The sequence below is a fragment of the Streptococcus sp. OMI750 genome (assembly GCF_047463895.1).
Lineage (GTDB): Bacteria > Bacillota > Bacilli > Lactobacillales > Streptococcaceae > Streptococcus.
In genome coordinates, this window is the sequence record NZ_JASHCZ010000002.1 from 227,943 (window position 1) to 240,606 (window position 12,664).

At 40.4% G+C, this 12,664-nt stretch carries 12 protein-coding genes; 1 reads left to right on the forward strand and 11 read right to left on the reverse strand.

Features of this window, described 5'->3' with window-relative positions; translation table 11 throughout:
• The first annotated feature begins 18 nt into the window (after positions 1-18).
• Complete coding sequence (locus tag QM830_RS05670; protein ID WP_070675062.1) at positions 19-1,464, forward strand: UDP-N-acetylmuramoyl-L-alanyl-D-glutamate--L-lysine ligase; 1,446 nt, start codon at positions 19-21, stop codon at positions 1,462-1,464.
• 41 nt (positions 1,465-1,505) lie between these two features.
• On the opposite strand, the gene QM830_RS05675 is transcribed toward QM830_RS05670, so the two are convergent.
• The 11 genes from QM830_RS05675 to QM830_RS05725 all read right to left on the reverse strand — a co-directional run bounded on the left by QM830_RS05675 (position 1,506) and on the right by QM830_RS05725 (position 12,623).
• The gene (locus QM830_RS05675) at positions 1,506-2,153 is read right to left on the reverse strand and encodes a DUF1803 domain-containing protein (protein ID WP_414325923.1); all 648 of its coding nucleotides are present in this window, start codon (positions 2,151-2,153) and stop codon (positions 1,506-1,508) included.
• A 190-nt stretch (positions 2,154-2,343) separates the two neighbouring features.
• Positions 2,344-2,922, reverse strand: a complete 579-nt coding sequence (locus QM830_RS05680) for a TetR/AcrR family transcriptional regulator (protein WP_070595302.1) — start codon at positions 2,920-2,922, stop codon at positions 2,344-2,346.
• Positions 2,922-3,623 carry an MBL fold metallo-hydrolase gene (locus QM830_RS05685; RefSeq protein WP_023918823.1) on the reverse strand — a complete coding sequence of 234 codons (702 nt, stop codon included), beginning with the start codon at positions 3,621-3,623 and terminating at the stop codon, positions 2,922-2,924. Before QM830_RS05685 ends, QM830_RS05680 begins: the two co-directional genes overlap by 1 nt.
• A 222-nt stretch (positions 3,624-3,845) precedes the next feature.
• Entirely contained in the window at positions 3,846-4,358 is a 513-nt protein-coding gene (locus QM830_RS05690; protein WP_070675064.1) for a YiiX/YebB-like N1pC/P60 family cysteine hydrolase, read from the reverse strand.
• Positions 4,359-4,421: 63 nt separating this feature from the next.
• Complete coding sequence (locus QM830_RS05695; protein ID WP_414325924.1) at positions 4,422-5,357, reverse strand: manganese-dependent inorganic pyrophosphatase; 936 nt, start codon at positions 5,355-5,357, stop codon at positions 4,422-4,424.
• Between the two features lie 127 nt (positions 5,358-5,484).
• Entirely contained in the window at positions 5,485-6,279 is a 795-nt protein-coding gene (gene pflA, locus QM830_RS05700) for a pyruvate formate-lyase-activating protein (RefSeq protein WP_414325925.1), read from the reverse strand.
• Positions 6,280-6,575: 296 nt separating this feature from the next.
• Entirely contained in the window at positions 6,576-7,379 is an 804-nt protein-coding gene (locus QM830_RS05705) for an ABC transporter ATP-binding protein (RefSeq protein ID WP_414325926.1), read from the reverse strand.
• A 12-nt stretch (positions 7,380-7,391) separates the two neighbouring features.
• Positions 7,392-8,282 (reverse strand): ABC transporter permease, encoded by an 891-nt coding sequence (locus QM830_RS05710; protein WP_414325927.1) that lies wholly within the window; start codon positions 8,280-8,282, stop codon positions 7,392-7,394.
• Positions 8,283-8,292: 10 nt separating this feature from the next.
• Positions 8,293-9,270 (reverse strand): ABC transporter substrate-binding protein, encoded by a 978-nt coding sequence (locus tag QM830_RS05715; RefSeq protein ID WP_414325928.1) that lies wholly within the window; start codon positions 9,268-9,270, stop codon positions 8,293-8,295.
• 406 nt (positions 9,271-9,676) lie between these two features.
• Positions 9,677-11,026 (reverse strand): hemolysin family protein, encoded by a 1,350-nt coding sequence (locus QM830_RS05720; protein ID WP_414325929.1) that lies wholly within the window; start codon positions 11,024-11,026, stop codon positions 9,677-9,679.
• A 115-nt stretch (positions 11,027-11,141) separates the two neighbouring features.
• Positions 11,142-12,623 (reverse strand): M protein trans-acting positive regulator PRD domain-containing protein, encoded by a 1,482-nt coding sequence (locus tag QM830_RS05725; protein ID WP_414325930.1) that lies wholly within the window; start codon positions 12,621-12,623, stop codon positions 11,142-11,144.
• Positions 12,624-12,664: the final 41 nt, after the last annotated feature.

Genomic DNA, 12,664 nt, shown 5'->3' on the forward strand with positions numbered 1-12,664 from the left:
TAGGTTTACAATAGTTTTATGATTACAATTGAACAAACCCTCAACATTTTAAAACATGACCAAAATTTCCGAGAAATTCTAGTAAATGGTGAATACTACTACCATCTAGAAGGAACAAGTTTTGATGCTATTAGCTATGATAGCCGGAAGGTTTCTGCTAGCACCCTCTTTTTTGTCAAAGGGGCCAACTTCAAAAAAGAATACCTGGAACAGGCTATTTCTAATGGACTCGGCTTTTATGTCTCTGAAAAAGATTATGAAGTTGGTATTCCTGCTATCCTCGTCAATGATATCAAACAGGCCATGAGCTTAATTGCCATGGAGTTTTATGGGCACCCTGAGAAACAATTAAAACTATTGGCCTTCACAGGGACTAAGGGAAAGACAACCGCGGCCTATTTTGCTTACCATATTTTGGAACAAAGTCACCGACCAGCTATGCTGTCTACCATGAATACGACACTGGATGGTAAAAACTTCTTTAAATCGACCCTGACAACGCCAGAGAGTTTGGATCTTTTTGCCATGATGGCTCAGGCAGTAGCCAATGATCGGACCCACCTGATTATGGAAGTTTCCAGTCAAGCTTATCTGGTGAAACGGGTTTACGGTCTGACTTTTGACGTTGGTGTTTTTCTCAACATCAGTCCTGACCATATTGGCCCGATTGAACACCCAACTTTTGAGGATTATTTCTACCACAAACGTCTCCTCATGAAGAACAGCCAAGCCGTTGTCATCAATAGTGATATGGATCATTTCCAAGTTTTAGCGGACCAAGTCGCGAACCAAGACCACGATTTTTATGGAAGCCAGTCTGAGAATCAAATTGAAAACTCTAAGGCCTTCAGCTTCTCAGCCACTGGTAAATTAGCTGGAAACTATGAAATCCAACTGATTGGACATTTCAACCAAGAAAATGCTGTAGCAGCAGGTCTTGCCTGCCTTCGCCTAGGTGCGAGCCTCGAGGATATCCAAAAAGGGATTGCTAAGACGCGCGTTCCAGGCCGAATGGAAGTCTTGACTCAGAAAAACGGCGCTAAGGTCTTCATCGACTACGCCCATAATGGAGATAGCTTGAAAAAACTGCTCTCAGTTGTCGAAACCCATCAAACAGGGACGATTTCACTGGTCCTTGGATCAACTGGTAATAAAGGAGAGAGCCGCCGCAAAGACTTTGGCTTACTCTTAGAAGACCATCCTGAGATCCAAGTCTTCCTCACAGCGGATGATCCCAACTATGAAGATCCTTTGGCTATCGCTGAAGAGATTAGTAGTTTTATCACGCGCCCTGTCGAGAAAATCGCAGATCGCGAAGAAGCCATTCAAGTGGCTATGGCAACAACCAGCAAGCCTGAAGATGCCGTCATTATCGCCGGAAAAGGAGCGGATTGCTACCAAATCGTCAATGGCGTAAAAGAAGAGTATCCAGGTGACGCCGCCATTGCTGAACGTTATCTATAATCAAACGAAACAAGGCTAGGAAATTTTCCTAGCCTTGTTTATTATTTGATAAACATCAGTCTTTCCTTGTCCAAGTCCACTGCTAATTCATATTTGCCTTCAGCATTTTTGCGGATATAGCCTAAGACTTCTAAACTATCGACAAAGATGTCCTTGCGCTTTTGCTGGACTACTTCTTTTTTGAGGAACTTGAGCAAAAAGCTGGTCATATACTTGAGAGCATACTCAGGATTGACATCTCCCAAGATAGCATAGAGCTTTTCTTGCTCCTCCGTCAATGGATATTGGTGTTTCACCTTGTAGAAGTAATTGGAAAGGGTCTGTGCATTTCGTTCGAAGTCAGTCTCCTCCACCAAAATCGCTTCATTGGTACTATTGCGAAGTTCCGTTTGGAAGATCCTGGCTTTTAATTCTTGATAAACTGCACTGTCCTCTCGGACAAAGACCTCCTGATCCAAGTCAACAAGATCAGCTGACTCCAAGAAGGGCAGGTTGAGGGTGTAGCGTTTATTTTCTCGAAGTATGAAGCCCGCTTTGATATATTCCTCCATCAGCTTATCCACTGGTTGATCCGGAAATTGGGCCTTAATTTGCCGCAGGATCACATCGTCATGCTGATCCAAATAGTTGATCAAGTCCTTGAAAAATGGCTGACGTGTCAAACGTGTGGGATTAATGATTGTAATCATAAATAGGTCTCGTTTACTGTTTTATCGGTTCGTTCTTATTGTAACATAAAAATTAGTTTAAGCGAAATCAATACCAAAGGACAAAATCTTCAATTTATGGATAGGCAGACAAGAGGGGAAAATAAGGCAATAAAAGAACTTAGTCTTTTCAATCCAAGTTTACTGTAGAAGCCCCATAAGTTATTCCAACTCATTTCATTTCTATTATTTTAAAAGAAATAAAATCAGTCAGTAGTTGCTTAATGCGTTCTGGACATTCTTCATTGTCCCTACTGTAGATACTCACTAAGCCATGTAAAAAAATAAAGATTCCACTACGAATATTTAGCGCTTCTGCATCAGATAAGTCTTTCGGTAAAAAGACATCAATAGCTTCTTCCAATAAACGATAACTTTTCATTCTCAATTGCATCAACGGTTGCGAACAATCGCCTGAATCTTCATGCTCTCCACGGTAAAAAATCAATAATTCATAAAAATTACGTTCTCTAAACCCAAAATCCACGTATGTTTGACAGATTTGAAGCAGACGTTCCTTATCATTCTGCTTGGAATGACTGATTTCTAAGCAAGTATGATAGAGGTGAGTTAACGGTTTTTCCGCTACTGCATATAATATATCCTCTTTCTTTTTAAAATACTGATAAATAGCTGTATGTGAACATCCTGCAGCTTGAGCAATCTGCCTAATTCCCACCTTCTGGTAAGGTTCTTTTCGGAAAATTTCCTCTGCTACTCTGATAATTCTGGACCTTGTATCCTTTGCCATTACAAACTCCCTTTAAACCCATCCGATGCCTCAAAATCTCGTACTGCATCTTTTACCTCACTACCATGACAAACACTAACAAGTGCCTGTGAATAATCCTTGAGAATTCTTTCACCACTAGCTAAAGCCTGTCTCATATCTGCTGTATATCCTTTCATTGGTGGACGCAACTTTCCATTTCTCGTAGCTGTAAAAAGATCTCCAGCAATTAAAACTTGATCCTCTTCATGGTAATAAACAACATGACCAGGGGAATGACCAGGAGAAAATAGTGGTTTTAGTCCTGCACTACTTATCAAGTCTTGACCTTCTTGACTTTCAACAGTTATAAAAGTAGCCGGATCAAAAATCACTTTTTCCGTCTCTTTTCTATTAGGAAAAGGTTCTTTGCCTGAAATATAGGGGAATTCCTTCTCACTGATTAAAGTCGGGATGTTCCCAAAGTGCTGTCTAAGATAGGGCAAACCTTTGATATGATCTGGATGTCCATGGGTCAGAAAAATTGCTTCAATTTTTTGTGGGAGTAAAAACTGGGCAGCGTACTTCTCCATTCCTCGCATTCCCGTATCAATCACATAAAAGCGACCAGATGATTCAACTAGCCATATGCTGACAACAAAAACACCCAATTCGAACTCAAACTTTCTTATATGTGGACTGATTTGTTTTGTACGTGTTAATAAACGATACAAGAAAGACATATTTACTTCCTCCTTTGATTTCCATCAAAAACTAACCAGTGGTTAGTTTTTTTGTGAAGTATATCATATTTTATCTGTCTAAACAAGAAACATCCAGAGGATATTAGAAAAAAATACAACTTTTACAAGTTGTATTCGAAGGTAGAACATATTTTTAAAATATTATTTTTCTTTAGTTTGATGTAACTCTTATAAACTGTATCAAAGATTCAGATTGTTGTTTCATGAATCCAAATCATCCAAATACCTTTCTTTAAACTGTAGCTGTGGTGATTGGGCTAACTGACTTGGATTGGTCCCGGGCTGATCTAGGGGAACGGCTAGGCCAAGTTCCTTGTAGTAATCCAGCCAGAACGGACTAATCTCCTCATCCTCATCTCCAAACTTCATGGGAATGGTCTCAAAAATAGGAAGTAATTCAGCGATGAACTGGGAACAATAGAAACCATCTCCATCTGGATAAAAGGACGCATTGTAGGGAGCCCCTAAAAGGCTCTCTGCCCGCTTCTTGACTTCTTTGAGATCGATTTTCGGGTAGCGATAAAGGTCATATACTTTCCCGTCTTCAAAGAAATTTTCAGGGGATTGGGCAAGGACGCCACCTTCCACCGTGGCATGATAAATGGAACCGTCCAAAAAGATAACCACATGGCTGTAGTTACCTGTCGAAGTCTGAATGGCCTGCCCCATTTCCGTATCTTCTCTAACAAAAATCAAATCACCATTTTCTAACATACTTCTCTCCTAGCAAAAAAGGAGCCGAAACTCCTTTTTAACAATGGGCTTCCCCATCTATCATTATGCATTAAAGCTTTCAGTCAATTGTGGTACCACTTGTTTCTTACGTGAAACAGCACCTGGAAGGAAAGCATGGTTGTTTTCAAGTTTGAAGTTGAAAGCTGCTTCTACCTTGTCCATGTTGGCACCAAGAGCCAAAATTTCTGAGTTTGAGTTGACGATGTCTGTAATCATCAAGACAAAGTCAGAGTAGCCGTTAGCCGCATTTGCGGCTTGGATAGCTGCTTCGATTTCAGCTTGGCGTTCCAAGACTTCAGCAATATCAACTGTGTTCACTTGAGCCACACGAACATTGTTTCCATTGAGTTCAAAGGTCTTGGCATCGATATCAATCAATTCTTCAGCAGATTTGCTTGCCAAGTTTGTACCAGCCTTGAGCATGGCAAGACCGTATTCTTCCAAGTTCACACCAGCCAATTCAGCCAATTCAGGAGCAATGATTTTATCTGATGGGTGAGTGGTTGGAGATTTCAAAAGAAGAGTATCTGAAATCAAACCTGATAGCATCAAACCTGCGATTTCTTTTGGAACAGCTACACCATGTTCTTTGAACATACGGTATACGATAGAAGATGCGGATCCAACTGGTTCCAAACGCATGTAAAGTGGGCTGGCAGTTTCAAAGTTAGCCACACGGTGGTGGTCCACCACACCATAAACTTCAACTTCAGTAATATCTGATACTGATTGTTGGAATTCATTGTGGTCTGTTAAGATGACTTGCTCTGCACCTTCTGCTTTAGCAGATGTGATCACGCGCGGTGCTTCTACACCAAAATAGTTCAAGACGAAAGCTGTTTCTTCATTTGGAGTTCCAAGAGCCACCGCTTCTGTATCCAAACCGTAAGCTTCTTTTGCAAGATAAGCAAAAGCTACAGATGAACCGATGGCATCTGAGTCAGGGTTTTGGTGACCAAAAACAAGAATTTTTGACATGTTTCTACCTCTTCATTTTCATTTCTATAGTCACTCTATTTTAGCACGTTTTTCCGTTTAAAGAAAGAGAATAGTTGTTCATTTCGTTAGAAAAAGACAGCTGGAAGCACCAACTGTCTTAACTTCATTATCCTTTAACTCGTTTCAAGTAATCTTGATAACTTTCAGTTTCCATCAAGTCCTTCGCATTTTGAACCCGTTCTTTTGTTGGAGGTTTGACTCCTTCTAGGGAATAAGGAATGCCCAATTCCCGCCATTTGAACTCACCCATGGTATGGTAAGGAAGAATTTCAAACTTATCAACATTTTTAAGGGTTTTGACGAATTTCCCAAGTTCGATCAAGTCGTCGTCTCGGTCTGTCAGACCTGGCACCAAGACATGGCGAATCCAAACGGGCTTGCCAATATCAGACAAATACTTGGCACAAGCCAAAATATTCTTATTCGTTTGACTGGTTACAAATCTGTGCCGTTCATCGTTAATTTCCTTGATATCAAGAAGCACCAAATCTGTCACTGCCATCAGTTTGTCAAATTTTTCCAGGTAGCGAGGGGTATTTCGGAAAGGTAGAGCACAAGTATCCAGTGTACAATGAATGCCCAACTCTTGGGCCTTGGTGAAGAGGGCAATCAAGAAGTCTATCTGTAAGAGGGCTTCTCCGCCACTGACAGTAATTCCACCTTTTTGACCCCAAAAGCCTTTGAAACGCAAGGCTTCTTCCAATACATCATCCACCGTACGTTCACGAGACTTGTTGGTTTCCATAGCCCAAGTATCCGGATTATGGCAATACTGACACCGCATTTGACAGCCTTGAAGAAAGACAATAAAACGGATCCCTGGTCCATCCACTGCACCGAAGCTTTCTGTAGAGTGTACCATTCCTGTTACTTTTCCATAGTCAACTGTTTCATTTTCCATGTCTTGTCCTTCTCTCTTGAAAACGTTTTATGGTTTTATTATAACATGATTCCACCTATTTTTAAGAGATTTGGTCTCTTTTTTGAAAAGAATCTGTTATTTTCAAAATTTTTCCTTGTCCTAGTACAGTTTCTATAATTGGATAAACTGTCCTGCATTCTAGGAGAAAAATGAGGTTGGGACAAAGGTATCCAACCTCACTATTAGCTTGCTAAAAACTTTTTCAACCAGTTTCATGCCCCTTTTTATTTAGGAACTGGTTCATTCAATGTAGAAACAGCTATATAAAGATTTTTCTATCCCAATACCAATTCATCACTCACCAAAGTTTCGCCACTGTTCTTTTGGAAGAGGTGCATCAAATCTTCAACCGTTAGGTTTTTCTTTTCTTCTCCTTTGACGTCTACAACGATCTTACCTTGATAGAGCATGATCAAGCGGTTGCCGTATTCGATAGCATGGTTCATATCGTGTGTAATCATCAAGGTTGTTAAATCATGGCTTTCCACGATCTTTTGGGTCAATTCCATGACCATTTCACTGGTTTTAGGATCGAGCGCTGCGGTGTGTTCATCCAGAAGCAAGAGTTTCGGTTTGACCAAGGCTGCCATGACCAGGGTCAAAGCTTGACGTTGTCCACCAGACAAATATTGGGTATCCACCTTGAGACGGTTCTCTAAACCAATGTTCAATTCCTTCAAGGCTTCACGGAATAAGTCACGGTCTTTCTCCCGAACCCCCCAGCCCAAACCACGAGATTGACCACGACGTTGGGCAATGGCCATATTTTCTTCAATGGTCAAACGAGAAGCCGTCCCCATCTTAGGATCTTGGAAGACACGCGCAATATCTTTGGCACGCTTACGAACACTCGTATTTTTGATAGAGTTGCCTTCTAGCAAGATATCCCCTTCATCTACGACTAGATTTCCCGCCAAGATGTTCATCAGTGTTGATTTCCCAGCACCATTCCCACCGATAACCGAAATGAAATCCCCCTCCTCTACTTGGAGGTCCAAGCCTTTGAGGACATGGTTTTCATTGACCGTTCCTGCTTCAAATGTCTTATGAATGCCTTCAATTGATAATAATGTTGCCATACTTTTCTCCTACTAATTTCCTAACTTCAATCCACGAACACGAAGACGTTTTTGCGCCTCAGGAGCGAACAAGACAATCGCGAGCAAGATCGCATTGAAGAGACGGACCATATTTTGATCAAGATTTGGAATCTCGTAAATATTTAAGATAATCAAACGGTACACAATAGCCCCGACCCCGATTGAAAGCAAACGCCAACCAATGGTTAATTCATGAACCAGGACTTCTGCGATAATGACAGCACTTAAACCAACTACGATCGTCCCTGTCCCAGAAGTGACATCTGAGAAACCATCATTTTGAGCAAACATAGCCCCACAAAGCGCGATTAAGCCGTTCGAAATCATGTAGCCCAACATCTTCATGTTATCCACATTGACCCCATTAGCCTCACTCATCGGAATGTTATCACCAGTGGATCGCAAGACCAAGCCAAGTTGCGTCTTCATCAAGAGGGTCAACAAGATACAAACGATGATCAAGCAGGAAATACTAATCAAGAAAACAGCTTCTTCATTAGACAGACCTAATTTCATGACACTCTTAAAAATCGTACTGGCATCGCCAATAGAAAGGTTAGGAACCCCTCCCATGATTTTGATATTAATAGAGTAGAGACCGGTCAAAGTGACAATCCCTGTCAAGAGGGCTGGAATTTTCATCTTTGTATGAAGAATCCCAGAGATCAAACCTGCGATCATCCCTGCTAGAAAAGCCAATAAGGTCGCCAGCCAGGGATTTCTTCCCGCTTGAATCTGTGAAGCCACAACCGCTGCTCCAAGTGGAAAGGCTCCTTCTGCCGTCATATCGGCAATATCTAAAATTCGAAAAGTTAAGTAAACACCGATCGCCATGATCGACCACAATAAACCTTCTGATAAACTTGATAAAACGAAATTCATCCCAAACCTCCTATTTCTCTACCTTCAATGAACTGATATCAATTCCTAGCTCTTTGGCCATCTCTTTATTGGTGTGCAATTCTAATTTTTCAGGCGCTTCAACTGCGATCTTTTCAGGTTTTTCGCCCTTCATGATGCGAATGGCCATCCGTGCAGCTTGTCTACCCAATTCTTCATAATCCGTACCAAAGTTGTACAAGCCTCCAGTAGCCACCATCTCAGTAGAACCCCCAAAGACTGGAATCTTGTGGCTGAGGGAAACCTGTTTAATGGTTTCCATTGTTGAAGAGATGATGTTATCCGTTGGTACAAAGACAATATCTGCTTCTGACATGATACTGTCTGCTGCTGCTTTCACATTGTTACTATCAAGAATTGTTTTTTCAACCACTTGATAACCTTTGGCTTCTAGGATCTTCTTCGCATTGTCTTTTTGGACAACTGAATTGGGCTCGCTTTGTGTATAAAGAATTCCGACTGTTTTCGCTGTTGGAAGCACTTGTTTGATCAAGTCCACCTGTGTAGCGATCGCATCTTCTGACTGGTCACTTGTCCCAGTGATATTGCCCCCTGGTTCCTTCAAGTTCTTCACCAACTTGGCTGCTAATGGATCGGTCACAGCTGAGAAGACAACCGGCGTTGTGTTCGTAGTATTGGCCAAACTTTGAGCAGATGGTGTTGCAATCGCAAAGACGAGATCACTTTCTTCCGCCAATTGTTTGGAAATATTTTTCAGATTTCGCTGCTCCCCTTGAGCATTTTGAAAATCAATCTGAATATTTTTTCCATCCACATAACCTTCTTTCTTCAACTCCTCGATAAAGCCTTTTCGAGTTGCATCGAGGGATTTGTGAGTGATGTACTGGGAAATCCCAATCCGATACACATTCTCTTTTTTAGCATCCTTTAGATGGTGCAAGGTCACCAATGATGTTAACAGAAGTCCTACAACTAGGACAGGTGCTAGTAATTTTTTGACTACTTTCATTTCAAACTCCTTCACTGCAAAAATAAATAAAAAATCCGCTTAGATCATTCTCTAAACGGATGCTTGAAATTCTCCAACAAGATACAAAAACCTTGGTCCATTTAGATACTAGCTCTATGGACCATCATCAAAAATCTTAGCCACATAGATACAAACAAATTGCTTGGGTTGTTTGCATCCATGAGATCATGTCTACAAACACTATCTAAAGTAGCTAAAGTAAAATTTTTGAGTTGAATTGGTTAGTTGCTTCATGTTTATATTTCTGCTTTCTTTATTTATGGGTATTATCTTACCGTAATTTTTTTTGGCTGTCAAGGCTATTTCAGAAATTTTTAAAATTTTTTGAAAATTTTTACTTGTTTCCATGAAAAAAGAGGCTGGCACTCAGCCAAACCTCTATTTTCTAGTCTTCTTTTGATTTTGTTTCTTCGTCTTCCTCGACAAGGTCACTGACTTCGACTTTTACCTTCGTTACGCGACCACTCTTAACCTTATCATTGGTCAAGATCAAGTGTTTTTTCTGACTAACGACTTCGCAGCTGAGACGTTCTTTTAAGGATGGAATCCGCCCAACTTCAGTCAAATAATACCCTGCAATGGTATCCACATCATCACTTTCCAACTCAACACCAAAGTATTCATTAAAAGCATTTAGTGTCATGGCGCCTTGTACGACATAGGTATTGTCTCCAATTTCAAAGACATCAATTTCTGCTTTGTCAGTCTCATCGTCAATTTCCCCAACGATCTCTTCCAAGAGGTCTTCAAGGGTCACCAATCCAGCCATTCCACCGTATTCATCCAGCAGAATAGCCATTTGATTTTGGGTATTGCGCAATTCCTTCAAAAGATCATCCACAAAAATGGTCTCTGGAACAAACAAAGGTTCTTGTAAAATCTTTCTTAAGACAATATTATCAAAGCCATTGATAAATCCTTCGTTCAAGAGACGTTTGGTGTGAATAAGCCCAATGACATTGTCCTTGTCATCATCATAGACAGGAATCCGTGAAAAGTTTTGCTTAAGGATACTTTCAATGATTTCTTTGGTATCATCATTGATATCAACCATGAAGGCATCTGTTCGTGGGACCATGAGTTCACGCGCCATCAGTTCATCCAGCGAAAAGATCCCTTGGAGCATCTCAATCTCATCTGCATCCAGTGTAGCCTCACTATTGGTCAGCATATACTCGATTTCATCCCGCGTCATCTTTTCATCCGGATCATCGAATTCCATTGGCGTGATGCGGCTCAAGAGGTTGGTCGATGCTGAAAGCAACCAAACAAAGGGACTGACAATTTTTCCTAATAAAATGACAATCGGAGCTGTTCGAACTGCCAACTCATCTTTCAAGTTCATAGCGATTCGTTTTGGGTATAATTCCCCAAAGACGATTGAAATATAGGTCAAAAATGCAAGAGATAAAAAGCTTCCAGCTGCAAGTGCTGTTTTTGTATTGCCCATCCAACCAGCAATCACATGACCAAGACTATCTGCAAGACTCGCCCCAGATAAGATCGTGATCAAGGTGATCCCTACCTGAATCGTAGACAAGAAATGGTTGGGTTGTTCCAATACACTGAGAAGGCGAATGTATTTTTTATCTCCTTCTGCAGCCTTTTGTACCACTCGAGTACGATTCAACGATACCATTGACATTTCGGTCGCCGAGAAAAAGGCGTTCAATAATGTCAAAAAAATCAATAAAATAAATTCCAGTAAAATTTCCTGACTACCAGGGTCTTCCATGGATACAATCCTCCAGTATATAATATTGTTTATTATACCACAAAATATGAGAGCCTGCATTCATCTATCTGATTTTCTTTTTTTCCTATCAAAAAATCAGGAACGAGTCCTGATTTTAGTGTTCTGCACTGGTAAAATCATAAAAGAAAGCGTTGAGTTTTTCTACTAACTCAAGGGACGAGAGGCTACTTGTACAGATAAATGGTTTTCTCTTTAATTCTGGCATCATAAAGTTGGCTACCACAACATCAGCATCCGAAGCTTCGATATCGTCCACTGTTAGATTGTACTTGATCATCTGTGTGAATTCAAAGTTATCCGTACAATAGAAATCAAGGAAGTCAATCATGGATTTAGCATGGTGGTCATCAAAACGACTGATAATCAAGACCTTAATCGATTTCCGACGGCGCAATAATTGCGGTAAGAGACGCTCCCAGTGTGTGTAGACTGTATAGATCATGTGCTTGATAATTTCTTCATTCAGATCTTGCTTCATCGTCTTCATATAGGTGATCAAATGATCTCTCAAATCATCATAGAAGGCTGGGAAGATGCTCATGAAATCTTCATTGGTATTGGTCTTCGTATCAAATAAGAGAAACTCCGAGAACAATTCCTTACGACCTAGATGCGAAGTATTATGCACGTGCATCAACATCTCATCTAGATTTTCAATCTCTAAATCATAGGTATAGCATAGATCTTTGAACATATCTTTGATGAGAGCTGTCGACTCTTTTGCATAAGGATCTGTTTCTGCTGCTTCGATCAAGCTTTCTGGACTAAAATAGAAATTCTCCTGAATAAAGATAATGAAGAACTGCTCCAGCACTCTTTCATTCAACTCTACACCTAGTTGCAAGCTAAAGTAGCGCAACATTTCTTCGACATTGGTCACCCCTTGATACTGTTCCTTGTAGGCATCAAAGTTCGTCGGCATGTCGATAAAATAGCCTTGCTTGATGCGGGAGAGATAAACCGTCAAGAGAACTTTATAAGACTTGATAACAGAGAAGGTCAAGGGATAGCCATAGAGCTTGAAGAAGAAGGTGATCAAATCGGTCACAGCATTTTCCTTGAATTCAGGGAAAGGCCACTCCATGTAGTAATAACGCTCCGCAAAATACTGGGCATAAAAGAAACGAACATCAATCTCATCTCCAACTAGATTGAGAGGTTTCAAATCGATCTTTACATTGTATTTTGTTTGCAGTTTTTGATTAATGGTCCGAATTAAGCGATAAAAAGATTGATAACTCAGATCAAACTTTCTACAAATATACTCATTGGATACATCCTTGTTGAAAAAGAGGTATTCAATCAAAGCGAAGGCTTGTGATTCTTTAAAAAAGTGATGGTAAATTACCTCGAGCCCAACCGAATCCTCATAACTAATTTTGATCCCATTGGTCGATGATTCAATTAAAAATTCATCAAACGTACTACGAAGATTAGACAAATCCTCTTTTAACGAGCGTTCAGTACAATCTAATTGCTTGGCCAGTTCTTTTAAGTGGAACCATCTTTTTTCCTTGATCAAGATTTCCAACAATTGCAATTGGCGTCTCTGTTTTTTGGATAAAAGGAGTCTCATCTTTCCCCACCTTTTTCATATTTTTCTTTCAAAATTACTTT